Below are 26,459 nucleotides of genomic sequence, written 5' to 3'. Positions count from 1 at the left end.
TGAAAAACCGGCCACTGAGGCCGGTTTTTTTATACCTGACGCTTGGCTTACAGTGCCGCAGCGTGCTCGGTCAGGTAAGCAGCAACGCCTTCTGGCGAAGCGGTCATGCCTTTGTCGCCTTTTTTCCAGTTGGCCGGGCAAACTTCACCGTGCTCTTCGTGGAATTGCAGGGCGTCGACCAGACGGATCAGCTCTTCCATGTTACGGCCCAGCGGCAGGTCGTTGACGATCTGCGAGCGGACAACGCCTTTGTCGTCGATCAGGAACGCGCCACGGAACGCCACGCCACCTTCGGACTCAACGTCGTAGGCCTTGGCGATGTCGTGCTTCATGTCAGCAGCCATGATGTACTTGACCTGACCGATGCCGCCGGCGTTGACCGAGGTGTTGCGCCAGGCGTTGTGAGTGAAGTGCGAGTCGATCGAAACAGCGATCACTTCAACGTTACGCGCCTTGAAGTCAGCCATGCGGTTGTCCAGAGCGATCAGCTCGGACGGGCAGACGAAGGTGAAGTCCAGCGGGTAGAAGAACACCAGGCCGTATTTGCCTTTGATGGCCGACGACAGGTTGAAGCTGTCGACGATTTCGCCATTGCCGAGTACGGCCGGAACGGTGAAGTCAGGGGCTTGTTTGCCTACGAGTACGCTCATTGAAAATTTCCTGGTGTGGTGGCGTGATGAACGGTATCGAGCCAGTCTGTCGGGATTAAACGACAGGTTGATGAATCGACTGCCCTTCGCGAGGACCGGCCATCATACACTGCGTTTTTGACCTGTCCTCAACGGTTTTTCCAATGAGCCCAAAAACTCGGCAGGGGGGTTGCAGACAAACTCAGGGCACGCTTTGTACCGTTCGTCAGCCGAACGTGGATCCGCCACACAGCGTCGGGAAAGCACTTTGACAATCATTCTCGTTAACATTAAGATCCATCGCAATTGAGCCCTAACCAGCGACGGTTCTCACCTTATGTATGTCTGCCTCTGCACTGGCGTCACCGACGGTAAAATCCGCGATGCAATCTACGAAGGTTGCTGCAGCTACCGTGAAGTGCGCGAAGCCACCGGCGTTGCCAGTCAATGCGGCAAATGTGCCTGCCTTGCCAAGCAAGTAGTCCGCGAAACCCTCGCCGACCTGCAGTTGAGCCAGGCAGCCATCCCCTACCCTGTAGAGTTTTCTGCAGCGTGAAATAGAGCATTCCAAAGAACCGGACCCAGCGTCCGGTTTTTTTATGCCCATAATTCAATCGCTTAGCGTTCGGATGCGGAACACAAACATTCTTATTCCGATTAATTTTCATATATTATTCAATAACTTAGGTTTGACACTAAGTACTTGCCAGCTCAAACTCTGCCTTATATACGGTAATTAAAGGGCAGGACCCCATCATGAAAGGCGACGTCACAGTCATCCAGCACCTCAACAAGATTCTTGCCAATGAGCTGGTCGCAATCAATCAGTACTTCCTGCATGCGCGCATGTATGAAGATTGGGGCCTGAACAAGCTTGGCAAGCACGAGTACCACGAATCCATCGACGAGATGAAACACGCGGACAAGCTGATCAAGCGCATCCTGTTCCTCGAAGGCCTACCCAACGTCCAGGACCTGGGCAAGCTGCAGATCGGCGAGCACACCAAGGAAATGCTGGAGTGCGACCTGCGTATCGAGCGTACCGGCCATGCCGACCTCAAGGTCGCGATTGCCCATTGCGAAACCGTCGGCGACTTCGGCAGCCGTGAACTGCTCGAAGACATTCTTGAATCCGAAGAAGAACATATCGACTGGCTCGAAACCCAACTGGGCCTGATCGACAAAGTGGGCATGGAGAACTATCTGCAATCGCAGATGGGCGACGAGTAAGTTATCACTCGTTAAACCCGCCACACTAAAAAGCCCCGCCCTCTTACGAGAGGCGGGGCTTTTTATTACCTGCAGGGGCCGCGGCCCCTACTGGTGGATCAAGCTTCTGTCTTGGCCGCAGCGGCTTTGGCCGAAGCGTCCTTGATCAGTGCCTGCAACGAACCGTCTGCAGCCATTTCGATCATGATGTCGCTACCGCCGACCAGTTCGCCACCTACCCACAGTTGCGGGAAGGTTGGCCAGTTGGCGTATTTTGGCAGGTTGGCACGAATTTCCGGGTTCTGCAGGATGTCCACGTAAGCGAACTTCTCACCACAGCCCATGACCGCCTGAGCGGCTTTCGCGGAAAAGCCACACTGTGGCGCATTCGGCGAGCCTTTCATGTAAAGCAGAATGGTGTTGTTGGCAATCTGCTCTTTAATAGTTTCGATGATATCCATGAAGCACCTCGGCTGAACTTTCCGACTCAGTTGTCGGCACGGTGGCGCATTGTAACGGAAAGCCGGGCGCGATGCTCGGCCTCCCCGACAGACATGCCTACGCGGCTGCCACCGTCACCGGCACCCCATTGAGCGCCGCATTGCCGGACAACTCATCCAGTTGCTGCTCATCGGTCAGGTCATTGGCACTGGAGCCTGGTTGCCCCATGGCGATGGTCATCTGCACACCAGGCCGCGCATGCCCCCAGCCATGGGGCAGACTGACCACGCCCTTCATCATCTCGACACTGCCCAGCACCTCGACCTCGATCGCCCCGACCCGCGAGCTGACCCGCACCCGCTGACCGTCGTTGAGCCCACGGCTGGCAAGATCCTCTGGATGCATCAGCAACTGATGACGCGGCTTACCCTTCACCAGGCGGTGATAATTGTGCATCCACGAATTGTTGCTGCGCACATGGCGACGACCGATCAACAACAACTCATCAGCGACCGGTAGCTGTTGCGCGGCAAATCGCGCCAGGTCCGCCAGGATCGCTGGCGGCGCGGCCTGCACGCGCTGATTGGCGGTTTTCAGGCGCGGCCCAAGGTTGGCCTTGAGCGGCCCCAGGTCGATGCCGTGGGGGTGATCGAACAGGCTCGCCACCGACAGCTTGTACGGCGAGGCATCGCCATAGCGGCCGGCGCGCAAACCAAAATCGATCATCTGCGCCGGTGGCATCGTGGGTTTGAGTTCTTTGCCGGTCCGGACCGCAAACGCCTTGGCCAGTCCGACGAAAATCTCCCAGTCGTGCAGCGCGCCCTCGGGCTTGGGCAGGATGGCCCGGTTGAAGCGGCTGACATTGCGCACGGCGAACATATTGAACGTCGTATCGTAGTGATCGTTTTCCAGCGCCGAGGTCGACGGCAGGATCAGATCGGCATAGCGCGTGGTCTCGTTGATGTACAGGTCGATGCTGACCATGAACTCCAGCCCGTCCAGCGCCTGTTCCAGTTGTCGACCATTGGGGGTCGACAGCACCGGGTTACCGGCCACGGTCACCAGCGCACGCACCTGCCCCTCCCCTTCGGTGAGCATCTCTTCGGCCAGCGCCGACACCGGCAACTCACCGCCGTACTCCGGACGCCCGGACACCCGGCTTTGCCACTGATTGAAATGCCCACCCGAGGTCGACGCCACCAGATCGACAGCCGGCTCGGTGCACAGTGCGCCTCCGACCCGATCCAGGTTACCGGTGACCAGGTTGATCAGCTGCACCAGCCAATGGCACAAGGTACCGAACGCCTGGGTGGAAATGCCCATGCGACCATAACAAACCGCAGTCCTGGCGGCGGCGAAATCCCGGGCCAGTTGCCGAATCTGCCCGGCCGGTACCGCGCACAGCGGGCTCATCGCTTCAGCACTGAAGCCGCTGACCGCCTGGCGAACCTCCTCCAGCCCATCGACCGGTAAATGACTGTCGCGCGTCAGGCCTTCGCTGAACAGGGTATTGAGCAAGCCGAACAACAGCGCCGCATCGCCTCCCGGGCGGACAAACAGATGCTGGTCGGCAATCGCAGCTGTCTCGCTGCGCCTCGGGTCGACCACCACCACTTTGCCGCCCCGTGCCTGAATCGCCTTCAAGCGCTTTTCCACATCCGGCACGGTCATGATGCTGCCATTGGAGGCCAGCGGGTTGCCGCCCAGGATCAGCATGAAGTCGGTGTGATCGATGTCGGGAATCGGCAACAGCAGCCCGTGGCCATACATCAAGTGACTGGTCAGGTGATGGGGCAATTGGTCGACCGAAGTCGCGGAGTAGCGGTTGCGGGTTTTCAGCAGGCCGAGGAAATAGTTGCTGTGGGTCATCAACCCATAGTTGTGCACGCTGGGGTTGCCCTGGTACACCGCGACGGCGTTCTGGCCATGGCGCTCCTGAATCGCTGCAAGGCGTTCAGCCACCAGGGCAAACGCGTCTTCCCAGGCAATCGCTTGCCACTCGCTGCCCACGCGCTGCATGGGGTGGCGCAGGCGATCGGGATCGTTCTGGATATCCTGCAAGGCCACCGCCTTGGGGCAGATATGGCCGCGACTGAAGCTGTCTTGCGCGTCGCCCTTGATTGAGGTGATCTGCAGGCCGGCATCGTCGGTTGCCGTGGTTTCGATGGTCAAGCCGCAAATGGCTTCACACAGGTGGCACGCACGGTAATTGAGAGTCTTGGTCATGGCCAGTCTCTGTTTTATTCGGGGCAACCAACGCACGGTTGCGGGAACAAAACTATGGGCCGTGACCGGCCGCCGCGCCAGCGACGTTCGTCTTGTGAATCGCCAGCCATCAGGCCTGCCGATAGCGGCCCCGGGCACCGGGCCCTATCAGTCAGAAACCGACCAGGGCGACACCTTGAACGTCTCGCTCGATTGCCAAGGCGCGCGAGGGCAGTGTACAAAGGACTGGCTGCTGTCAGGAAACAGGCTTCAAAAGCGCTACCGCGATCGTCCCGTAGCCCCTCTGAAATCCCCTAAAAACTGTAGCCTATTGGTAAGACGCGACATTTAATGTCAATATCGCGCCTTCCCCTATTTCGTCGCCCCGTGCGGCTTACGCCGCAGGTCTCGCCCGTTTTCCAATGAAACAAGGCTTTGAGTATCTGCGGTCCGTTGCAAAAAGGTAGTCAATGATGAGCGCAAGGCACTTTCTCTCCCTGATGGATTGCACGCCCGAAGAGCTGGTCAGCGTGATCCGTCGAGGCATTGAGCTCAAAGACCTGCGTAACCGCGGCGTACTGTTCGAGCCGTTGAAAAACCGCGTCCTGGGCATGATTTTCGAGAAGTCCTCGACCCGCACCCGCCTGTCGTTCGAAGCAGGCATGATCCAGCTGGGTGGCCAGGCGATTTTCCTTTCGCCGCGCGACACCCAACTGGGGCGCGGCGAGCCGATCGGCGACTGCGCCATCGTCATGTCGCGCATGCTCGATGCGGTGATGATCCGCACCTTCGCCCACAGCACCCTGACCGAATTTGCCGCCAACTCGCGCGTACCGGTAATCAACGGCTTGTCCGATGACCTGCACCCGTGCCAGCTGCTGGCCGACATGCAAACCTTCCTTGAGCATCGCGGCTCGATCCAGGGCAAGACCGTCGCCTGGATCGGCGACGGCAACAACATGTGCAACAGCTATATAGAAGCCGCCATCCAGTTCGACTTCCAGTTGCGCATCGCCTGCCCCGAGGGCTACGAGCCCAACCCGGAATTCGTGGCAAGAGCAGGTGACCGCGTGACCATCGTCCGCGATCCGAAGGTTGCCGTGCTGGGCGCCCATCTGGTCAGCACCGACGTCTGGACCTCCATGGGCCAGGAAGAAGAAACCGCCAAGCGCCTCACATTGTTCGCGCCGTTTCAGGTCAATCGCACCCTGCTCGATCTCGCCGCAGAGGATGTCCTGTTCATGCACTGCCTGCCCGCCCACCGTGGCGAAGAAATCAGCCTCGACCTGCTGGACGACCCGCGCTCGGTCGCCTGGGACCAGGCAGAAAATCGTCTTCACGCACAAAAGGCCTTGCTCGAGTTTCTCGTCGAGCCTGCGTACCATCACGCATGAGCCATCCATTACTGCTGAACCTGCGCAACCTGGCCTGCGGCTATCAAGACCAGCGGGTCGTTCAGAACCTCAACCTGCACCTCAATGCCGGTGACATTGGCTGCCTGCTCGGTTCATCCGGTTGCGGCAAAACCACAACCCTGCGCGCGATTGCAGGCTTCGAGCCGATTCACGAAGGGGAAATCCAGCTGGCGGGTGAAACCATCTCCAGCGCCGGTTTTACCCTCGCCCCGGAGAAACGCCGGATCGGCATGGTGTTCCAGGACTATGCCCTGTTTCCTCACCTGAGCGTGGCCGACAACATTGCCTTCGGCATTCGCAAGCACCCGGACAAAGAACGGGTCACCGCCGAGATGCTGGAGTTGGTCAATCTCAAGCACCTGGGCAAGCGCTTCCCCCACGAACTGTCTGGCGGCCAGCAGCAACGGGTCGCACTGGCCCGGGCCCTGGCGCCAGAGCCACAACTCTTGTTGCTGGACGAACCGTTTTCCAACCTCGATGGCGAATTGCGCCGCAAGTTGAGCCACGAAGTCCGGGATATCCTCAAGAGCCGGGGCACCAGTGCGATTCTGGTGACGCACGACCAGGAAGAAGCCTTCGCGGTCAGCGACCAGGTCGGGGTGTTCAAGGAAGGTCGACTGGAACAGTGGGACACGCCCTACAACCTGTACCACGAACCACTGACACCTTTCGTTGCCAGTTTTATCGGCCAGGGCTACTTCATTCGCGGCCAGTTGCAGACCCCCGAATCGGTGCAAACCGAGCTCGGCGAACTGCGCGGTAATCGTGCTTACACCTGGCCAATCGGCGGTGCCGTGGACGTGTTACTGCGTCCCGACGACATTGTCTATGCCCCCGACAGCCCGTTGAGAGCGCGGATCGTGGGTAAGTCGTTCCTCGGCGCCTCGACCCTGTATCGCCTGCAACTGCCGACGGGCAGCCAACTGGAGTCGATCTTTCCAAGCCACGCCGACCATCTGGTCGGAGCCGAAGTCGGCATTCGTGTGGCGGCTGAACACCTGGTGCTGTTCCAGGCGCCCGGCAGCATGGCCGCGCAGATTGCGCAGATCGAGTCAGGGGTTCGGCGGTACAGCACTGCCAGCTGAACAGAGTTCGCTTGATCGTTCCCACGCTCTGCGTGGGAATGCCTCAAGGGATGCTCCGCGTCCAGTGACTCGGAGCGTCACGAACTGCATTCCCACGCGGGAGCAGATCATCAATCCAACATCAAGGTCCCGCTGGCCACCAGCGTCGCATGACCGCCGATTTTCACCCGACTGCCTTCCAGGCGGCAGAACAACTCCCCTCCCCGCGCCGAACGCTGAAACGCCGTCAGCCTGGTTTTGTCCAGACGCTGCGCCCAATAGGGGATCAACAGGCAATGGGTCGATCCAGTGACCGGGTCCTCGTTGATACCGATGGCCGGGGCAAAATACCTCGACACGAAATCATGCTGTGCTCCACGGGCCGTCACGATCACCCCCAACCAAGGCAGCTTTGCCAGCGCAGCCATGTCAGGCTGGCAATCGATGACTGCCTGCTCTGACTCCAGCACCACCAACAATTCGTTTGAACCCAGCACCTCGACCGGTTGCACCCCCAGCGCCCGCGCCACTTGCTGATAGTCCTGCACCTCACGCGCATCGATGGCAGGAAAGTCCAGCCACAGCCGCTCGCCTTCCCGAGTCACGCTCAAGGGGCCGGACTGGCTGATGAAGTCCAGGCGCTCGGCCGGCTCGTGAAAGACCTCGAACAATACATAGGCACTGGCCAGCGTCGCATGCCCACACAAAGGTACTTCGGTAGCAGGCGTGAACCAGCGGATACGCCAACCCTCGGCTTCGCGCACCACAAACGCCGTTTCGGCGAGGTTGTGTTCGGCGGCGATTTGTTGCATCAGCTCATCACTGAGCCAGGTATCGAGCCGATAGACCATCGCCGGATTGCCACTGAACGGGCGCTCGCTGAACGCATCGACCTGATGAAACGCTAACTGCATGGCGCGGACCTCCTTGTGATAAGTCGGACGCGAGCATGCAGTAACCGTCGCCAGCCGGGCAGAGACAGAGCCGGCCAATTTTCACCATACAGCGCAACCGTCAGCCGCGACCGATATCGGCAAACTTGGCTTGGGTGTGCTCGGCCAGCACCGACGCCGCCAACTCGACCTCCAGGCCCCGCCGCCCGGCACTGACATAAACACTTGCAAAAGGTTGGGCACTGTTATCGATGAAGGTGCGCAGGCGCTTCTTTTGTCCCAGCGGGCTGATGCCACCCAACAAATAGCCGGTCGCCCGTTGCGCGGCGGCAGGGTCAGCCATCTCGACTTTCTTCACCCCCGCGGCCTGGGCCAGCGCCTTGAGGTCCAGGCTTCCGACGACTGGCACCACAGCGACCAGCAACTCGCCCTTTTCACTCGCCGCCAGCAACGTCTTGAACACTTGCGCGGGGTCCAGCCCCAGCTTTTCCGCAGCCTCCAGCCCATACGAGGCGGCCTTCGGATCATGTTCATAACTGTGCACGCGATGTTCGGCTCGAACTTTTTTCAGCAGATCCAATGCGGGGGTCATGGCAGCTCCAAGCGTGGCAAAACAACAAAAATGTTGCGCCGGATTCTAGGACATCAGACAGCAAAAGGCTTCATGGCCAGCGTTTTATCCCTCCGCAGGCGCCAACCTGGAGAGCCAGACCAGGACTGTTCCACACCTCGAACCCGCAGTCATTCATCAAGCCGTCAGTTTAAAAGTGACTGACAGTTCACTTTCGACCTTTGACAGCAGCGTTTCTTGTCTATATTTTTTCGAATCTGAATATATGCGAAGATTCCTAGCAACACCCGGCAGCAAGCCGAGACCAGGATGGGGATCCTGCCTCGGTGAAAATCGCGCTCAGTCCTTTCGGAAACAGCGCCAGACAACAACAAAAACCGAGGTTTTCAATGACAACTGCTTTACAGCAACCTTCGCTCTCGAGCCAATGCATGGCCGAGTTCCTGGGCACTGCCTTACTGATCTTCTTTGGTACCGGTTGCGTTGCCGCGCTCAAAGTCGCCGGTGCCAGCTTTGGCCTGTGGGAAATCAGCATTATCTGGGGGGTTGGCGTGAGCATGGCGATCTACCTGACCGCGGGTGTTTCCGGCGCGCACCTGAACCCGGCCGTCAGTATTGCCCTGAGCATTTTCACCGACTTTGAAAAACGCAAACTGCCGTTCTACATCCTCTCTCAGGTCGCTGGCGCCTTCTGCGCCGCCTTGTTGGTTTACACGCTTTACAGCAACCTGTTCTTCGATTTCGAACAAAGCCATCAAATGGTCCGTGGCAGCCAGGCCAGCCTTGAACTGGCATCCGTGTTCTCCACCTTCCCCAACCCTGCCCTGTCGACAGGTCAGGCGTTCCTCGTCGAGGTCATCATCACTGCGATCCTGATGGGCGTGATCATGTCCCTGACCGACGACAACAATGGCCTGCCGAAAGGCCCGCTGGCACCGCTGCTGATTGGCCTGCTGATCGCGGTGATCGGCAGTTCGATGGGCCCGCTGACCGGCTTCGCGATGAACCCGGCACGTGACTTCGGTCCGAAACTGATGACTTTTTTCGCTGGCTGGGGTGAAATTTCCTTCACTGGCGGCCGCGATATTCCTTACTTCCTGATTCCTGTCTTTGCACCGATTGTCGGTGCCTGCCTCGGTGCCGCGGCCTATCGCGGGCTCATTGCCCGTCATCTGCCTGGCGCCGAACCTGCTACAAAGGATGCAGAACCAGCCATTGACGGCAAACCACGAGTTTCCTGAAAGCGGCGGCGCGCGTTCCTGCCCATCCTTGACCACGCGCCCCCCATCCACTCCCTTATTTCGTCCAAGGCAATCGACATGACCGACACACAGAATAAGAACTACATCATTGCCCTCGATCAGGGTACGACCAGCTCGCGCGCGATCATCTTCGACCGTGACGCCAACGTGGTCTGCACCGCACAACGCGAATTCGCCCAGCACTACCCCCAAGCCGGCTGGGTCGAGCACGACCCGATGGAAATCTTCGCCACCCAAAGCGCGGTGATGGTCGAGGCCCTGGCACAAGCCGGCCTGCACCATGACCAGGTGGCCGCCATCGGCATCACCAACCAGCGTGAAACCACCGTGGTCTGGGACAAGACCACCGGCCGCCCGATCTATAACGCGATCGTCTGGCAGTGCCGCCGCAGCACCGAGATCTGCGAGCAACTCAAGCGCGACGGTCACGAGCAATACATCAGCGACACCACGGGCCTGGTCACCGACCCGTACTTCTCCGGCACCAAGCTCAAGTGGATCCTGGACAACGTCGAGGGCAGCCGCGAGCGGGCGCGCAAGGGCGAGTTGCTGTTCGGCACCGTCGACAGCTGGCTGATCTGGAAATTCACTGGCGGCAAGACCCACGTCACCGACTACACCAACGCCTCGCGCACCATGCTCTTCAACATCCACACCCTGGAGTGGGACGCGAAGATGCTGGAGGTGCTGGACATCCCGCGCGAGATGCTGCCAGAGGTGAAGTCTTCGTCGGAAATCTATGGGCACACCAAGAGCGGCATCGCCATCGGCGGTATCGCCGGTGACCAGCAGGCTGCCCTGTTCGGCCAGATGTGCGTGGAACCAGGCCAGGCGAAAAACACCTACGGCACCGGCTGCTTCCTGCTGATGAACACCGGCACCAAAGCGGTGAAATCCAGCCACGGCATGCTCACCACCATCGCCTGCGGCCCCCGGGGTGAAGTCGCTTACGCGCTGGAAGGTGCGGTATTCAATGGCGGCTCCACCGTGCAGTGGTTGCGCGACGAGCTGAAGATCATCAACGACGCCCACGACACCGAGTACTTCGCCAACAAGGTCAAGGACAGCAACGGCGTGTACCTGGTGCCCGCCTTTACCGGCCTGGGCGCTCCATACTGGGACCCCTATGCCCGCGGTGCTTTATTCGGCCTGACCCGCGGCGTACGGGTGGACCACATCATTCGTGCCGCCCTGGAGTCGATTGCCTTCCAGACCCGCGACGTACTCGACGCCATGCAACAGGACTCCGGCGAACGCCTCAAGGCCCTGCGCGTGGACGGCGGCGCTGTCGCCAACAACTTCCTGATGCAGTTCCAGGCCGACATCCTCGGTACCCAGGTCGAACGCCCGCAAATGCGCGAAACCACCGCGCTCGGCGCCGCCTACCTGGCCGGCCTGGCCTGTGGCTTCTGGGGCAGCCTGGAAGAACTACGCGGCAAGGCAGTGATCGAACGCGAGTTCGACCCGCAGCTGGACGAAACCACGAAGGAAAAACTCTACGCTGGCTGGAAAAAAGCCGTCAGCCGCACCCGCGACTGGGAGCCGCACGAAGGTGCTGAGTAAGCCAGACTGAGCACTCGTATCGGTATGTCCAAACAGCGTGAAAGCGTAGCGAGCGAAGGAAAGACAAGGCAAAAACAGGCGAGGACCGGCTGAGGTCGCACACGACTTTACGAGGTTGTAAATGAGTAGTCCGAGCCTGTTTTTAACGCAGGATAGCTTGCGTAACGCCGAAGGCGTCCAGCACGAAGTAGCTTTCACGTTGTTTGGAAACTGGTAGGGAGCAGATTCCTGCGTCATCATGGGCAAATTTTGCACGGCAGCCCAAAGGAAGCCCCATGAATCTGCCTCCCCGTCAGCAGCAAATCCTCGAACTGGTCCGCGAACGCGGCTACGTCAGCATCGAGGAAATGGCCCAACTGTTCGTTGTGACACCGCAGACCATCCGCCGCGACATCAACCAACTGGCCGAAGACAACCTGTTGCGTCGCTACCATGGCGGCGCGGCCTATGACTCAAGCGTGGAAAACACCGCGTATGCCATGCGCGCCGACCAGATGCGCGACGAAAAACAGCGCATCGGCGAAGCCATTGCCCGGCAAATCCCCGACCACGCCTCGCTGTTCATCAATATCGGCACCACCACCGAATCCATCGCTCGGGCGCTGCTCAACCACAGCCACCTGAAGATCATCACCAACAACCTGCACGTTGCCTCGATGCTCAGCGCCAAGGACGACTTCGATGTGCTGCTCACCGGCGGCAACGTACGCCGCGATGGCGGCGTCGTCGGTCAGGCCAGTGTCGACTTCATCAACCAGTTCAAGGTCGATTATGCCCTGGTGGGCATCAGCGGCATCGACGAGGACGGCAGCCTGCTGGACTTCGACTACCAGGAAGTGCGGGTCTCCCAGGCGATCATCGCCAACGCCCGGCAAGTGATCCTGGCGGCCGACTCCAGCAAGTTCGGGCGCAATGCCATGATTCGCCTGGGCCCCATCAGCCTGATCGACTGCCTGGTAACTGACCAGCAGCCGGTACCTGCCTTGGCGCAACTGCTGAACCACCACAAGATTCGCCTGGAAGTCGTTTAATCCCACCCGACGGTAAAGCTCCCCTGTGGCGAGGGAGCTTGCTCCCGCTCGGCGGCGAAGCCGTCGCACACCCGGCGGCGGGTCGGGTGCATCTGAATGAGTTCGATTGAATGGTTCTGGGGCTGCCGTGCCCGAACGCGGACCGGCCCAGCGAGAGCAAGCTCCCTCGCCACAAAAGAGCTGCACCTCACATTAATGTTCGAAAATTTTCCTTTAGCGGCACTTCGATGAGTTTTTTCAATCGAAGCCGACTGGCCGTGCCCGCCTTTATGAGCTAACATTTTCGCAAATGAACATTAATGTTCGAATTCAAATACAGATAATCAAAAGAGTCCGAGGCCAGCCAATGCGCACTTCCACCCTGACGCCCCCACTTGCCGAGATCTATGACATTGCCGTTATCGGTGGTGGGATCAATGGTGTCGGGATTGCAGCGGATGCCGCCGGCCGCGGTCTCTCGGTGTTCCTTTGCGAAAAGGACGATCTGGCCAGCCATACCTCGTCCGCCAGCAGCAAGCTGATCCACGGCGGCCTGCGCTACCTCGAACACTACGAATTCCGCCTGGTGCGCGAGGCCCTGGCAGAACGGGAAGTGCTGCTGGCCAAGGCACCGCACATCGTCAAGCAGATGCGCTTCGTGCTACCTCACCGCCCGCACCTGCGTCCGGCGTGGATGATCCGTGCCGGCCTGTTCCTGTATGACCACCTGGGCAAGCGCGAGAAACTCGCCGGCTCCAGAAGCCTGAAATTCGGCGCCGACAGCGCACTGAAAAGCGAAATCACCAAGGGCTTCGAGTACTCCGACTGCTGGGTCGACGACGCCCGCCTCGTAGTACTCAACGCCATGGCTGCCCGAGAAAAAGGTGCCCACGTCCACACCCAGACCCGTTGCGTCAGCGCCCGTCGTAGTAAAGGCCTGTGGCACCTGCATCTGGAGCGTGCCGACGGCAGCCTGTTCTCGATCTGCGCAAAGGCGCTGGTGAACGCTGCCGGCCCATGGGTCGCCAAATTCATTCGCGACGACCTGAAGATGGAATCGCCTTACGGCATCCGCCTGATCCAGGGCAGCCATCTGATCGTGCCAAAACTGTACGAAGGCGAACACGCGCATATCCTGCAAAACGAAGATCAGCGCATCGTGTTCACGATCCCGTACCTCAATCACTTCACCCTGATTGGTACTACGGACCGTGAATACACGGGCGACCCGGCCAAAGTCGCAATCACCGAGGGCGAGACCGACTACCTGATCAAGGTCGTCAATGCGCACTTCAAGAAACAGATCAGCCGCGAGGACATCCTGCACACCTATTCCGGTGTTCGCCCACTGTGTAACGACGAGTCCGACAACCCGTCGGCCGTGACCCGGGACTACACCCTGGCGCTGTCCGGCAGCGGCGAAGAAGCCCCACTGCTGTCAGTGTTCGGCGGCAAGCTGACCACTTACCGCAAGTTGGCCGAATCGGCCATGGCGCAACTGGCCCCTTACTTCAAGGACATCAAGCCAAGCTGGACCGCCAGTGCGACCCTACCAGGCGGTGAAGACATGACCACCCCCCAGGCCTTGAGTGCGTTGATTCGCGACAAATTCGACTGGGTACCAACGGAAATCTCCCGACGCTGGGCCACCACCTACGGCAGCCGCACCTGGCGCATGCTCGAAGGCGTGCAGAACCTGAACGACCTGGGTGAACACCTGGGCGGCGGTCTCTATAGCCGCGAAGTCGATTACCTGTGCAGCGAAGAATGGGCTACCACCGCTCACGATATCCTGTGGCGCCGCAGCAAACTGGGCTTGTTCACCACCCAGGACGAGCAAGCGAAGGTTCAGCAATACCTGGACACGGTTGAAATGAACCGTCGGAAGATCGAAGCGGCCTGATTGCCGATTCGATGGATCAAAAGCCCCTGGCACCGAAAGGTCCAGGGGCTTTGTACATTCTGATGCCCCCTGATCGCTCCCGGGCAAAGTGGGCAATACCGACGGAAATGCATTCGGTTTTCCGAACGCGACTCTGCGGTCGATTCGGTTAACCGGACCTTCCTCCTCGAACATCGTCGCCACAAATATTTAATATCCTTATAAATCAACAAGTTAACTTGAAAGCCCTAGCCTGGCACGACTCATGCTCTACACTCTTGGACGAATGCCTGAGGTGCCAACACTTCAGGAGCCCTCCAGGCATTCCGCTGCACAAGAGAGCCGAAGAACTGGCTCCATAAAATAACAATGTCGAGGAAAATTTGATGCGCATCGTTCCCCATATCCTGGGCGCAGCCATTGCTGCCGCTCTGATCAGCACGCCAGTTTTCGCCGCCGAACTCACCGGCACCCTGAAGAAGATCAAAGAGTCCGGCACCATCACCCTGGGCCATCGCGACGCTTCCATTCCGTTTTCCTACATTGCAGACGCTTCCGGCAAACCGGTCGGCTACTCCCACGATATTCAGCTGAAAGTCGTTGAAGCGCTGAAAAAAGACCTGGACATGCCGAACCTCCAGGTCAAATACAACCTGGTGACTTCGCAAACCCGTATCCCGCTGGTGCAGAACGGCACCGTGGACCTCGAGTGCGGCTCCACCACCAACAACGTCGAGCGTCAGCAGCAAGTTGACTTCTCCGTGGGCATCTTCGAAATCGGTACTCGCCTGCTGTCCAAGGCAGACTCCAAGTACAAGGATTTCCCTGACCTGGCCGGCAAGAACGTCGTGACCACCGCCGGCACCACGTCCGAGCGCATCCTCAAGGCGATGAACGCCGACAAGCAGATGGGCATGAACGTCATCTCCGCCAAAGACCATGGCGAGTCGTTCCAGATGCTGGAAACCGGCCGCGCAGTGGCCTTCATGATGGACGACGCCCTGCTGGCGGGTGAAGCGGCCAAGGCCAAGAAAGCAAGCGACTGGGCCGTGACCGGCACTCCACAGTCCTACGAAATCTACGGCTGCATGGTGCGCAAAGGCGACGAGCCGTTCAAAAAGGCTGTGGATGACGCCATCAAGGCCACCTACGCATCGGGCGAGATCAACAAGATCTACGAAAAATGGTTCATGCAACCGATCCCGCCAAAAGGCCTGAACCTGAACTTCCCGATGAGCGACGAGCTCAAGGCCCTGATCGCCAAACCGACCGATAAAGCGGCTGACGACAAGAAGTCCTGATTTCTGACTAACCTTATCTCCTGAGGGGGCCGCGGCCCTCTCAGGAGGTTGTCACTCCCTGCTGGCATTTTTTGGAAACACTCGAACCGGTGGCTGTCGAGCCGAGCGTGTGTGCCTGATCGGAGTGGCCTGTACGGTTAGTTCGTTGGCTCAAATTCGGATGCCAGAAGTTCATAGCCAAGGCGCTGTGACGAGTCATAGCCCGCTATGGCGAGGAACAGCAACGCAGGATATGGACCTCTGGCGCCGAAGTTGAGCTAACAGAACTGACCACACAGGCCACCTGGGTCGGGCGGGAACGGAGCTTCCCCCAAGCGGGTATTTGTACATTGATCGAATCCGAGGGGAGACCCTAATGAATTACAACTGGGACTGGGGCGTGTTCTTCAAGTCCACCGGCGTGGGCAGCGAGACGTATCTCGACTGGTACGTGTCCGGTCTGGCCTGGACCATCGGCATCGCCATCGCGGCCTGGATCATTGCCCTGACACTGGGCTCGATCCTGGGCGTCATGCGTACCGTGCCGAACCGCATCGTATCGGGCATCGCCACCTGCTACGTCGAACTCTTCCGTAACGTGCCGCTGCTGGTTCAGCTGTTCATCTGGTACTTCCTGGTACCCGACCTGCTGCCGGCGGACCTGCAGGAGTGGTACAAGCAGGACCTGAACCCGACCACCTCGGCCTTCCTCAGCGTCGTTGTGTGCCTGGGCCTGTTCACCACGGCCCGCGTTTGCGAACAGGTGCGTACCGGTATCCAGGCGCTACCTCGCGGCCAGGAATCCGCGGCCCGCGCCATGGGCTTCAAGCTGCCACAGATCTACTGGAACGTGCTGCTGCCCCAGGCCTACCGGATCATCATTCCGCCGCTTACCTCGGAATTCCTGAACGTATTCAAGAACACCTCCGTAGCCTCGCTGATCGGCCTGATGGAACTGCTCGCGCAGACCAAGCAGACCGCCGAGTTCTCCGCCAACCTGTTCGAAGCCTTCACCCTGGCAACGCTGATCTACTTCACCCTGAACATGAGCCTGATGCTGCTGATGCGTTTGGTCGAGAAGAAAGTCGCCGTACCGGGCCTGATTTCCGTAGGGGGTAAATGATGGAATTCGACTTCTCGGGCATCATCCCGTCCCTGCCGGGTTTGTGGAACGGCATGGTCATGACCCTGCAACTGATGGCGTTGGGCGTCGTCGGCGGGATCATCCTTGGTACTATCCTGGCGTTGATGCGTCTGTCCCACAGCAAACTGCTGTCGAACATTGCCGGTGCCTACGTCAACTACTTCCGCTCGATCCCGCTGCTGCTGGTGATCACCTGGTTCTACCTGGCGGTACCATTCGTACTGCGCTGGATCACTGGCGAAGACACACCGATCGGCGCGTTCGCCTCGTGCATCGTGGCGTTCATGATGTTCGAAGCGGCGTACTTCTGCGAAATCGTCCGTGCTGGCGTGCAGTCGATTCCCAAGGGCCAGATGGGCGCTGCCCAGGCACTGGGCATGAGCTACGGCCAGATGATGCGCTTGATCATCCTGCCGCAAGCGTTCCGCAAGATGACCCCGCTGCTGCTGCAACAGAGCATCATCCTGTTTCAGGACACCTCGCTGGTCTACGCGGTCGGCCTGGTGGACTTCCTCAATGCTTCGCGCGCCAGTGGCGACATCATTGGCCGCTCCAATGAGTTCCTGATCTTCGCAGGTCTCGTGTACTTCATCATCAGCTTTGCCGCCTCGCAGCTGGTCAAGCGTCTGCAAAAAAGGTTCGCCGTATGATCTCTATCAAGAACATCAACAAGTGGTATGGGGACTTCCAGGTGCTGACTGATTGCAGCACCGAGGTCAAAAAAGGTGAAGTGATCGTGGTCTGCGGGCCGTCCGGCTCCGGCAAATCGACCCTGATCAAGTGCGTCAACGCCCTGGAACCGTTCCAGAAAGGCGACATCGTGGTCGACGGTACTTCCATCGCCGACCCGAAGACCAACCTGCCGAAACTGCGTTCGCGCGTGGGCATGGTGTTCCAGCACTTCGAACTGTTCCCGCACCTGACCATCACCGAAAACCTGACCATCGCGCAGATCAAGGTGTTGGGCCGCAGCAAGGAAGAAGCCACCAAGAAAGGCCTGCAACTGCTTGAGCGCGTCGGTCTGTCGGCTCACGCCCACAAACACCCGGGCCAGCTCTCGGGTGGTCAGCAACAGCGTGTGGCGATTGCCCGTGCACTGGCGATGGATCCGATTGTCATGCTGTTCGACGAACCGACTTCGGCCCTCGACCCGGAAATGGTTAACGAAGTGCTCGACGTCATGGTGCAACTGGCCCACGAAGGCATGACCATGATGTGCGTGACCCACGAAATGGGCTTCGCCCGTAAAGTGGCGGACCGGGTGATCTTCATGGACGCCGGCAAGATCATCGAAGACTGCAAGAAAGAGGAGTTCTTCGGCGACATCAACGCCCGCGCCGAACGTACACAGCACTTCCTCAACAAGATCCTGCAACACTAAAACCGGCACTGCCCTCAATTAGGAGGGCAGGCTTGCCCTTGTGGCGAGGGAGCTTGCTCCCGCTGGGTCGTGTAGCGACCCCAAAACCTGCAAATGCATGTTGACTGACACACCGCATTGACCGGTTTTACGACTGCTTCGCAGCCGAGCGGGAGCAAGCTCCCTCGCCACAAGTTCTGCGTTCGACCCAACCAACAGGCAAGCCCGCTGCCACACTGGTTGACCCAAGGCATCTGTGATGAAATGCGACCCTAGCCATTATCGCGCCGCACCGCCATCACTCGCCGTGAAACCCCGTCTGATTCGCCATCTGTTTCTGCCGCCGCTGGTCATCCTGTTGATGGCCGCATTAGGCTACCTCGGCTTTTGGGTCAGCGAGCATTACGGTGTTCGCAGCCTCAGCGAAAACGGCCAACGCCAGCTGGAACTGCACGCCCGTGCCGTGGAAAGCGAAATCAGCAAGTACACCTACCTGCCCAGCCTGCTGGAGCTCGAATCGAGCGTTTCCCAACTGCTGGCCGACCCGACGCCAGAGCTCCGGCAAACGGTCAACACTTACCTCGAAGGCCTGAACCGGCGCAGCCGCAGTCGGGCGATCTACGTGATGGACACCACCGGCCGAGTGCTGGCCACCAGCAACTGGCGCGATTTCGACAGCTACCTGGGGGAAGACCTGTCCTTCCGTGCCTACTTCCAGAATGCCGTGCGGGGTCAGCCCGGACGCTTCTATGGCATCGGCAGCACCAACGGCGAACCCGGCTACTACCTGGCCCATGGCCTGGAAGAACAGGGCAAGATCATCGGCGTCGCCGTGGTAAAGGTACGCCTGGAAGCCTTGGAAGAACGCTGGCAGCGCGCCCGCCTGGAAGCCTTTGTCAGCGACGAGAACAGCATTATCATTCTCTCCAGCGACCCGGCGCGGCGACTCAAGGCGGTGCGTCCGCTCAGCGAGGACACCAAGGAGCGCCTGGCCCGCAGCCTGCAGTACTACTGGTTCCCGCTGAACCAGCTGGAACCGCTGGCCCGCGAACGACTGGCCGAAGGCGTGGAGAAGCTGACCTTCCCGGCCAACTCCGAAGTGGCCTCCGATGAAGAAGCCATCAGCTACCTGTCCCAGACCCGGCCGCTGAGCGACACGCCGTGGAATTTCACCCTGCTCACGCCGCTGCAAGACCTGCGACGCGAGGCCATTAACCAGGGGATTCTGGTGGCCGTGGCGTTCGCCTTGTGTGCCTTCCTGCTGATTGCCTGGAATGAGCGACGCAAGGTGGTCGCGACCCGTCTGGCGGCTCGCGAGGCGCTGGAAGAAGCCAACAATCAACTGGAGCGTCGGATTACCGAACGCACCACCGACCTGCGGGCCAGTAACGATCGGCTCAAGAGTCAGATCCGTGAACGGCGCCAGGCCGAAGAAACCCTGCGCCACGCGCAGGATGAACTGGTACAGGCCGGCAAGCTCGCCGCCATCGGCCAGATGTCCACCAGCATTGCCCATGAATTGAACCAGCCGCTGGCAGCCCTGCGCACCTTGTCCGGCAACACCGTGCGGTTCCTTGAGCGCGGGCAACTGGACACCGCCAGTGCCAACCTGAAAACCATCAACGAATTGATCGACCGCATGGGCCGGATCACCGCCAGCCTGCGCTCCTTCGCCCGCCGTGGTGAAGACAAGGGCCAGGCCAGCCTCGGCAAAGCGATCGATGCCGCCCTGCAAGTGCTTGGCCCGCGCCTGGAAAATGCGCCGTTGCAAGTGCACCGTGCGTTCAGTGACGAGCAGGTGCAGATTGACCAAACCCGCCTGGAACAGATCCTGGTCAACCTGATCGGCAACGCCCTGGACGCCATGCACGCCCAGCCCGCGCCCGAGCTGTGGCTCGAAGGCGACATCGTCGACGGCAAGTATCGCCTGTGCGTACGCGACAACGGTCACGGCATCGACGCCGAGACCCGCAAACATCTGTTCGAACCCTTCTTTACCACCAAACCCGGCGAACAAGGCCTGGGGCTGGGCCTGACCTTGTCGGCAAGCCTGGCGGCCGCCACGGGCGGCAGCCTGGGTGTCGAGCACCCGGCCAGCGGTGGTACCGCTTTTGTCCTCAGTTTACCGTGGGTAAGCCCCCTTCCCGCCGAGCGAATATGAACAACAATCTTAGTGTGCTGATCGTCGAAGACGATCCCCATGTCCTGCTCGGTTGCCAGCAGGCCCTGGCCCTGGAAGACATTCCCTGCCAAGGCGTCAGCAGCGCCGAAGAAGCCCTGGAACAGGTCGGCGACAACTTCGCCGGTATCGTCATCAGCGACATTCGCCTGCCGGGCATTGATGGCCTGGAGCTGCTGGGCCGACTCAAGGCCCGCGATCGCAGCCTGCCGGTGGTGCTGATCACTGGTCATGGCGACATTTCGATGGCCGTCGACGCGATGCAAAAAGGCGCCTACGACTTCATGGAGAAACCCTTCTCCCCGGAGCGCCTGGTGGACGTTGCGCGCCGTGCCCTGGAGCAGCGCAGCCTGGCCCGTGAAGTGACGTCGTTGCGCCGGCAACTGGCCGAACGCGACTCGCTGGAGGGGCGAATCATCGGTCGCTCGCCCGCCATGCAACACCTGCGTGAGCTGATTGCCAACGTCGCCGACACCTCGGCCAACGTGCTGATCGAAGGTGAAACCGGCACCGGCAAGGAGCTGGTTGCCCGCTGCCTGCACGATTTCAGTCGCCGGCAGTCCCAGCAGTTTGTCGCGTTGAACTGCGGTGGCTTGCCTGAGAACCTGTTCGAAAGCGAAATCTTCGGCCACGAAGCCAATGCCTTTACCGGTGCCGGCAAACGACGGATCGGCAAGATCGAACACGCCAATGGCGGCACCCTGTTCCTCGACGAAGTGGAAAGCATGCCATTGCCACTGCAGATCAAGCTGCTGCGGGTGTTGCAGGAGCGCACCCTGGAGCGACTGGGTTCGAACCAGAGCGTGGCCGTCGACTGCCGGGTGATTGCCGCCACCAAGTCCGACCTCGACGAACTGGGCCGCGCCGGTCAGTTTCGCAGCGACCTGTATTACCGCTTGAACGTGGTGACCCTGGAACTGCCGCCGCTGCGCGAACGTCGCGAAGACATCCTGCAATTGTTCGAGCATTTCCTGCAGCAGTCGTCCCTGCGCTTTGACCGCAGCCCGCCGGAACTGGACAACCAGACCCTGTCCAACCTGATGAGCCACGACTGGCCGGGCAACGTGCGCGAACTGCGCAACGTCGCCGAACGCTTTGCCCTCGGCTTGCCGGCCTTCAAGAAATCCGGCAGCGGCGCCGCCCAGGGCCTGGCCTTCTCCGAAGCGGTGGAAGCCTTCGAACGCAACCTGCTCAACGACGCCTTGCAGCGCAGTGGCGGCAACCTGACCCAGGCCAGCCTGGAGCTGGGAATGGCCAAGACCACCCTATTCGACAAGGTCAAGAAATACGGCCTGAGTCACTAACCCCGAATCGAGAATACGTGTGGATCTACTGTTAAAAGCTGCGCTGGGCGCCGCGGTGGTGGTTATTCTCGCCGCACTGGCCAAGACCAGGAACTACTACATCGCAGGCCTGGTGCCGCTGTTCCCGACCTTCGCCCTGATCGCCCACTACATCGTCGGCAAAGGCCGCTCGCTGGAGGACCTCAAGACCACCATCGTGTTTGGCATGTGGTCGATCATTCCGTACTTCGTGTACCTGGCGACCCTGTATGTGATGGTGGACAAAATGCGCCTAGAGGCTTCGCTGGCCGTGGCCGCCGTGGCCTGGTTGATGGCCGCCACCGTCCTGGTCAGCGTCTGGGTGCGGGTGCATGCCTGACACTGTCGGAGCGAGCTTGCTCCGGGCGGCGTTCCGACGAAAAGCGTGAGGACCACGCGCGTTTATCCAGATAGCTCGCGTTATCGTTAACGTCCATCGCGAGCGCGCTCGCTCCTTCGGGTGGCGTTGTCTTAAAGCATATTCACACCCGGTAATGGATCAATCTGCGCCCAGTGCGAGATGTCTTCCCGGTGTTGCTGCAGATACGGCAACACCGCCGCCAGCAACGGCGCCTTGAACGCCTCCTGGAAACGATGGGCCAGCCCCGGGATCAGCTTCAGTTGGCTGCCCTGGATATGGGCCGCCAGGTGAATGCCGTGCATCACCGGCAGCAACGGGTCGGCCGTGCCGTGCACCACCAGGGTGGGCACCCGCAACTGATTGAGCAGCGCAACCCGGCTCGGCTCGGCGAGGATGGCCATGATCTGGCGCTTCACGCCTTCGGGATTGAACGCCCGGTCATAGGATTGCGCGGCCTGTTGCAACAACGCCTGGCGATCATCGGCGATGTTCGGACTGCCGAGCGCGGCCAGCAGATCAGCCTGCTGCTCCAGGGCCACTTCACGGTTCGGTGCACTGCGGCGCGAGAGCAATTGCACCAGCGCCGCGTTCGGTGCCGGCAACCCTTCGGCCCCGGAGCTGCTCATGATCAGCGTCAGGCTTTCCACCCGCTGCGGCGCCATCGCCGCCATATGCTGGGCAATCATCCCGCCCATGCTCGCGCCCAGGACATGGAATTGCTCCACCTGCAGGGCATCCATCAGGCCAAGGCCGTCCTCCGCCATGTCGGTGAGGGTGTACGGTGCCGATACCGGCAAGCCCAGCTTGTAGCGCAGCGCTTCGAAGGCCAGGTTGGCGTCGGCGGGCGGTTGGCGCCAGGTCGACAAGCCGACATCGCGATTGTCGTAGCGAATCACCCGAAAACCCTGCTCACAGAGCGCCTGCACCACCTCGTCCGGCCAGTGGATCAGTTGCCCGCCCAAGCCCATCACCAGCAGCAACGCCGGATCGGACGCGCGACCGATGCTCTGGTACGCCAGGCTCACCTGTGGCAGATCGACCCGCTGGGTCGCTACATTGACGTCGCAGCGCGACGCCGCAAAGGAAGGCAGGCCGAACCACAGTCCGACCAGCAGTATGAACACCCGCATGAAAAACACCGAAACGCAGAACTCCAGTAGAGCGCGAGTCTGATGATGTTTGTTCAAGCGCGCTGCCACAGTTGCGTGACAATTTGATGAAGGCCGCCGAACGGTCATTTTCAATGACCGCACGCTCGCTCTTCGCGAGCAGGTAACGCGTGGGCAGCGCTTCGGCTCGCGATGGCGCCTGACAAGGCGCCGCAGGACGTCAAGCCAACTGGCTGCGCAACTGACGGGCCGCCGCCACCATGTTCACCAGTGCCGCCTCGGTCTCCGGCCAGGCGCGGGTTTTCAGGCCACAATCGGGGTTGACCCACAGCCGCTCGGCCGGGACACGCTCAACGGCCTTGCGCATCAACGCGACGATCTCAGAGGTGTCCGGTACCCGCGGCGAGTGAATGTCGTAGACACCCGGGCCGATGTCGTTCGGGTAGTCGAAAGCCTTGAAGACCTCCAGCAGCTCCATGTCCGAGCGTGAGGTCTCGATGGTGATCACGTCCGCGTCCATGGCGGCGATAGCCTTGATCACATCGTTGAACTCGCTGTAGCACATGTGGGTGTGGATCTGGGTTTCGTCGCGCACACCGCTGGCACTCAAGCGGAAGGCTTCCACCGCCCAATCCAGATACTCCTGCCATTGCGACCGACGCAGCGGCAGACCTTCACGGAATGCGGCCTCGTCGATCTGCACAATCTTGATCCCGGCGGCTTCCAGGTCGAGCACTTCGTCACGCAGCGCCAGGGCCAGTTGTTGCGCCTGGACTTTGCGCGAGATGTCCTCGCGGGGGAACGACCACATCAGCATGGTCACGGGGCCGGTGAGCATGCCCTTCATAACCTTGCCAGTCAGGCTCTGGGCGTAAGTGATCCAGTCCACCGTCATGGCGTTCACACGACTGAGGTCGCCGTAGATGATCGCCGGTTTGACGCAGCGCGAACCGTAGCTCTGGACCCAGCCGAAACGGGTGAAGGCATAACCATCCAGCTGCTCGGCGAAGTACTCGACCATGTCGTTGCGCTCGGCTTCGCCGTGCACCAGCACATCTAGCCCCAGGCGCTCCTGGATGTGCACCGCGTGACGAATTTCAGTGTGCATGGCATCGGTGTAGTCATTGGCCGACAACTTGCCTTGTTTGAACGCCTGACGCGCCAGACGAATCGCACCTGTCTGCGGGAACGAGCCGATGGTGGTGGTCGGGAACGCCGGCAACTTCAGTCGCGCACGCTGCTGTTCGATGCGTTTGGCGAACGGCGACTGACGTTGGCTATCCGCCGCACCGATGGCGCTGATGCGTGCTTGCACCTGAGCCTTGTGAATGCGTGGCGACTCGGCGCGGCTAGCGGCAATCGCGCGACTTTCAGCCAGAGCCGCTTGTACCCTGGGCGCTTGCGGGTCGTTCAAGGCATCGCGCAGCACAGCGATTTCGCCACACTTTTGCACGGCAAACGCCAGCCAGCTTTTCAGCTCGGGATCGAGTTTGTCTTCGCGCTCAAGGTCCACCGGGCTGTGTAGCAGCGAACAGGAACTGCTGACCCACAGGTTGTCGCCAAAGCGTTCCTGGGCAAATTGCAGTTGTGCAAGCACCGGCTCCAGTTCGCAGCGCCAGACGTTGCGACCGTTGACCAGGCCCACCGAGAGAATCTTGTAGATCGGCAGGCGGTCCAGCACCTGGCCGAGCTGATCCGGCGCGCGCACCGCGTCGATGTGCAGGCCCTGCACCGGCAGGCCGACGGCCAGACCGAGGTTGTCTTGCAGGCCGCTGAAGTAGGTCGCCAGCAGTTTTTTCAGCGGTGAATACTGCAGGATGTGGTAAGCGCGTTCGAAGGCATTTTTCCAGGTTTGCGGCAGGTCCAGGGTCAGGATCGGTTCATCGATCTGCACCCACTCCACGCCCTGGGCAGCGAGGCGACCAAGGATTTCGCCATAAATGGGCAGCAAGCGTTCCAGCAGGTCGAGTTTGTCGAAGTCATTGCCTTTGGCCTTGCCCAGCCACAGGTAGGTCAGCGGGCCGATGATCACCGGTTTGACGTCGTGCCCCAGGGCCTTGGCTTCTTCGACTTCATCGAACAACTGTTCCCAGCTCAACTTGAACTGCTGGTCAGCGCTGAATTCCGGGACCAGGTAGTGGTAGTTGGTGTCGAACCACTTGGTCAATTCCTGGGCGTACTGCGCTTTGCCGTGTTCACCGCAGCACGCGCTACTGGCGCCACGGGCCATGGCGAACAGCGTGTCGAGGGTCGGCAGGCCGCGCTCATCCTTGGTACGGTCAAAACGCTCGGGGATCACACCGAAGCTCAGGGAATGGGTCAGCACCTGGTCGTACCAGGCGAAGTCGCCAACCGGCAGCAGGTCAATGCCGGCGTCCTTCTGCAATTGCCAGTGCCTGGCTCGCAGTTCACGGCCAACGGCTTGCAGCGCGGCCTGGTCGAGATCACCCTTCCAATAGGCTTCGAGGGCTTTTTTCAGTTCGCGGTCGGCGCCAATGCGAGGAAAACCGAGGGTGTGGGCCAAGGCCATGGCGAGTAACTCCTGAGTAAATGATGGCGCTATTGTCGACAGCCGACCCATCATGAGACAAACTCAACCTTTTCGTGTTGATCACAAAATTTACTCATGGAGGCCACGGTGCTCGAAATCCGTCACCTGAAGACCCTGCACGCCTTGCGCGAAGCCGATAGCCTGGTCGAAGCCGCCGAACGCCTGCACCTGACCCAGTCAGCCCTGTCCCACCAGTTCAAGGAGCTGGAAGAGCGCATGGGCATGCCGTTGTTCGTGCGCAAAACCAAGCCGGTGCGCTTCACCAGCGCCGGCCTGCGCCTGCTGCAACTGGCCGACGCCACCCTGCCGCTGCTGCGTGGCGCCGAGCGCGACATCGCGCGCCTGGCGGGCGGCACCGCCGGACGGCTGCACATGGCGATCGAATGCCACAGTTGCTTCCAGTGGCTGATGCCGACCATCGACCAGTTCCGCGATGCCTGGCCGGAAGTCGAACTGGACCTGGCCTCCGGTTTTTCCTTCGCCCCGCTGCCTGCCCTGGCCCGTGGCGACCTGGACCTGGTGGTGACGTCCGACCCGCTGGAGCTGACCGGGATCACCTACGTACCTCTGTTCACCTACGAAGCGATGCTCGCGGTGGCCAACCAGCATCGGCTGGCGAACAAGCCCTACATCGTGCCCGAAGACCTGCTCACTGAAACCCTGATCACCTATCCGGTAGAGCGTGACCGGCTGGACATCTTCACCCGCTTCCTGGAGCCAGCCGACATCGAGCCGGCGCAAGTGCGCACCTCGGAACTGACCGTGATGATGATGCAACTGGTGGCCAGCGGCCGTGGCGTCTGCGGCATGCCCCATTGGGCACTGCATGAATACAGCTCACGTGGCTATGTGAAGGCCAAGCGGCTGGGTGAGAAAGGTCTGTTTGCCACGCTGTACGCCGGCATCCGCGCCGACATGCTCGACGCGCCGTACATGCGCGACTTCTTGCTGACGGCCAAAGACACCTCGTTCTCGACCCTGGATGGGGTGAGTGCGGTACGTTAGAAGC

23 protein-coding genes are annotated in these 26,459 nt (G+C 60.3%); 16 read left to right on the top strand and 7 right to left on the bottom strand.

The genetic code is table 11. The annotated features are described in order from the left end of the window. Positions 1 to 47: 47 nt before the first annotated feature. Positions 48 to 650: a peroxiredoxin gene (locus CKW07_RS12425; RefSeq protein WP_095145167.1), complete on the bottom strand. Its 603-nt coding sequence runs from the start codon at positions 648 to 650 to the stop codon at positions 48 to 50. Positions 651 to 966: 316 nt separating this feature from the next. Between CKW07_RS12425 and CKW07_RS12420 the strand changes: the two genes are divergently transcribed. Both CKW07_RS12420 and bfr read left to right on the top strand, forming a co-directional pair. Beyond that, a complete protein-coding gene (locus CKW07_RS12420) occupies positions 967 to 1,185 on the top strand; it encodes a bacterioferritin-associated ferredoxin (RefSeq protein ID WP_093423249.1) in 219 nt (72 codons plus the stop codon). A gap of 200 nt (positions 1,186 to 1,385) precedes the next feature. Further along, positions 1,386 to 1,859, top strand: coding sequence for a bacterioferritin (bfr, locus tag CKW07_RS12415; RefSeq protein WP_095080025.1), 474 nt, complete (start codon positions 1,386 to 1,388; stop codon positions 1,857 to 1,859). Positions 1,860 to 1,957: 98 nt separating this feature from the next. Here the strand turns inward: bfr and grxD are convergent, their stop codons facing one another. Next, positions 1,958 to 2,299: a Grx4 family monothiol glutaredoxin gene (gene grxD / locus CKW07_RS12410; protein ID WP_095080024.1), complete on the bottom strand. Its 342-nt coding sequence runs from the start codon at positions 2,297 to 2,299 to the stop codon at positions 1,958 to 1,960. A gap of 97 nt (positions 2,300 to 2,396) precedes the next feature. Then, positions 2,397 to 4,505, bottom strand: a complete 2,109-nt coding sequence (locus CKW07_RS12405) for a molybdopterin oxidoreductase family protein (protein WP_095145166.1) — start codon at positions 4,503 to 4,505, stop codon at positions 2,397 to 2,399. A gap of 452 nt (positions 4,506 to 4,957) precedes the next feature. On the opposite strand from CKW07_RS12405, the gene argF reads away from it, so the two are divergent. Then, positions 4,958 to 5,878, top strand: a complete 921-nt coding sequence (argF, locus tag CKW07_RS12400) for an ornithine carbamoyltransferase (RefSeq protein WP_095145165.1) — start codon at positions 4,958 to 4,960, stop codon at positions 5,876 to 5,878. Continuing rightward, positions 5,875 to 6,984 carry an ABC transporter ATP-binding protein gene (locus CKW07_RS12395; RefSeq protein ID WP_095145164.1) on the top strand — a complete coding sequence of 370 codons (1,110 nt, stop codon included), beginning with the start codon at positions 5,875 to 5,877 and terminating at the stop codon, positions 6,982 to 6,984. Before argF ends, CKW07_RS12395 begins: the two co-directional genes overlap by 4 nt. Before the next feature lie 110 nt (positions 6,985 to 7,094). Here the strand turns inward: CKW07_RS12395 and CKW07_RS12390 are convergent, their stop codons facing one another. Together CKW07_RS12390 and ybaK are read right to left on the bottom strand one after the other, a co-directional pair. Then, positions 7,095 to 7,877 (bottom strand): PhzF family phenazine biosynthesis protein, encoded by a 783-nt coding sequence (locus CKW07_RS12390; protein ID WP_095145163.1) that lies wholly within the window; start codon positions 7,875 to 7,877, stop codon positions 7,095 to 7,097. A gap of 100 nt (positions 7,878 to 7,977) precedes the next feature. Continuing rightward, the gene (gene ybaK, locus CKW07_RS12385; protein WP_095145162.1) at positions 7,978 to 8,448 is read right to left on the bottom strand and encodes a Cys-tRNA(Pro) deacylase; all 471 of its coding nucleotides are present in this window, start codon (positions 8,446 to 8,448) and stop codon (positions 7,978 to 7,980) included. A gap of 368 nt (positions 8,449 to 8,816) precedes the next feature. Here ybaK and CKW07_RS12380 point away from each other — a divergent pair, with 368 nt between their 5' ends. From CKW07_RS12380 to CKW07_RS12330, 11 genes are all read left to right on the top strand, one after another. Next, positions 8,817 to 9,668 carry an MIP/aquaporin family protein gene (locus tag CKW07_RS12380; RefSeq protein WP_095145161.1) on the top strand — a complete coding sequence of 284 codons (852 nt, stop codon included), beginning with the start codon at positions 8,817 to 8,819 and terminating at the stop codon, positions 9,666 to 9,668. Between the two features lie 78 nt (positions 9,669 to 9,746). After that, positions 9,747 to 11,252, top strand: a complete 1,506-nt coding sequence (gene glpK, locus CKW07_RS12375) for a glycerol kinase GlpK (RefSeq protein ID WP_095145160.1) — start codon at positions 9,747 to 9,749, stop codon at positions 11,250 to 11,252. A 275-nt stretch (positions 11,253 to 11,527) separates the two neighbouring features. Then, positions 11,528 to 12,283, top strand: coding sequence for a DeoR/GlpR family transcriptional regulator (locus CKW07_RS12370; protein WP_095145159.1), 756 nt, complete (start codon positions 11,528 to 11,530; stop codon positions 12,281 to 12,283). A 346-nt stretch (positions 12,284 to 12,629) separates the two neighbouring features. Next, on the top strand, positions 12,630 to 14,165 hold the full coding sequence (gene glpD, locus CKW07_RS12365; protein WP_095145158.1) for a glycerol-3-phosphate dehydrogenase: 1,536 nt from the start codon (positions 12,630 to 12,632) through the stop codon (positions 14,163 to 14,165). 365 nt (positions 14,166 to 14,530) lie between these two features. Then, the gene (locus tag CKW07_RS12360) at positions 14,531 to 15,445 is read left to right on the top strand and encodes a glutamate/aspartate ABC transporter substrate-binding protein (protein ID WP_046041277.1); all 915 of its coding nucleotides are present in this window, start codon (positions 14,531 to 14,533) and stop codon (positions 15,443 to 15,445) included. A 355-nt stretch (positions 15,446 to 15,800) separates the two neighbouring features. Then, a complete protein-coding gene (locus tag CKW07_RS12355; RefSeq protein WP_095145157.1) occupies positions 15,801 to 16,547 on the top strand; it encodes an amino acid ABC transporter permease in 747 nt (248 codons plus the stop codon). Beyond that, on the top strand, positions 16,547 to 17,218 hold the full coding sequence (locus CKW07_RS12350; protein WP_095145156.1) for an amino acid ABC transporter permease: 672 nt from the start codon (positions 16,547 to 16,549) through the stop codon (positions 17,216 to 17,218). The genes CKW07_RS12355 and CKW07_RS12350 overlap by 1 nt, the downstream gene beginning before the upstream one ends. Then, positions 17,215 to 17,949, top strand: coding sequence for an amino acid ABC transporter ATP-binding protein (locus tag CKW07_RS12345; protein WP_095145155.1), 735 nt, complete (start codon positions 17,215 to 17,217; stop codon positions 17,947 to 17,949). Before CKW07_RS12350 ends, CKW07_RS12345 begins: the two co-directional genes overlap by 4 nt. A gap of 238 nt (positions 17,950 to 18,187) precedes the next feature. Beyond that, positions 18,188 to 20,089 carry a sensor histidine kinase gene (locus tag CKW07_RS12340; RefSeq protein ID WP_095145154.1) on the top strand — a complete coding sequence of 634 codons (1,902 nt, stop codon included), beginning with the start codon at positions 18,188 to 18,190 and terminating at the stop codon, positions 20,087 to 20,089. After that, positions 20,086 to 21,411, top strand: coding sequence for a sigma-54 dependent transcriptional regulator (locus tag CKW07_RS12335; protein ID WP_095145153.1), 1,326 nt, complete (start codon positions 20,086 to 20,088; stop codon positions 21,409 to 21,411). Before CKW07_RS12340 ends, CKW07_RS12335 begins: the two co-directional genes overlap by 4 nt. A 28-nt stretch (positions 21,412 to 21,439) precedes the next feature. Further along, positions 21,440 to 21,769 (top strand): GlpM family protein, encoded by a 330-nt coding sequence (locus CKW07_RS12330; RefSeq protein WP_172736522.1) that lies wholly within the window; start codon positions 21,440 to 21,442, stop codon positions 21,767 to 21,769. Positions 21,770 to 21,900: 131 nt separating this feature from the next. Here CKW07_RS12330 and CKW07_RS12325 read toward each other — a convergent pair whose 3' ends face one another. Both CKW07_RS12325 and metE read right to left on the bottom strand, forming a co-directional pair. After that, positions 21,901 to 22,920, bottom strand: a complete 1,020-nt coding sequence (locus CKW07_RS12325; RefSeq protein WP_095145152.1) for an alpha/beta fold hydrolase — start codon at positions 22,918 to 22,920, stop codon at positions 21,901 to 21,903. A 199-nt stretch (positions 22,921 to 23,119) separates the two neighbouring features. Further along, complete coding sequence (gene metE, locus CKW07_RS12320) at positions 23,120 to 25,429, bottom strand: 5-methyltetrahydropteroyltriglutamate--homocysteine S-methyltransferase (protein WP_095145151.1); 2,310 nt, start codon at positions 25,427 to 25,429, stop codon at positions 23,120 to 23,122. Between the two features lie 108 nt (positions 25,430 to 25,537). Here metE and metR point away from each other — a divergent pair, with 108 nt between their 5' ends. Then, positions 25,538 to 26,455, top strand: a complete 918-nt coding sequence (metR, locus tag CKW07_RS12315; RefSeq protein ID WP_095145150.1) for a transcriptional regulator MetR — start codon at positions 25,538 to 25,540, stop codon at positions 26,453 to 26,455. The last annotated feature ends 4 nt before the right edge of the window (positions 26,456 to 26,459 follow it).

It is taken from the genome of Pseudomonas sp. Irchel s3b6, assembly GCF_900187415.1.
Taxonomy (GTDB): Bacteria; Pseudomonadota; Gammaproteobacteria; order Pseudomonadales; family Pseudomonadaceae; genus Aquipseudomonas.
The sequence above is the reverse complement of the archived record's forward strand: the minus strand, read 5'-3'. Positions and strand labels throughout refer to the sequence as shown.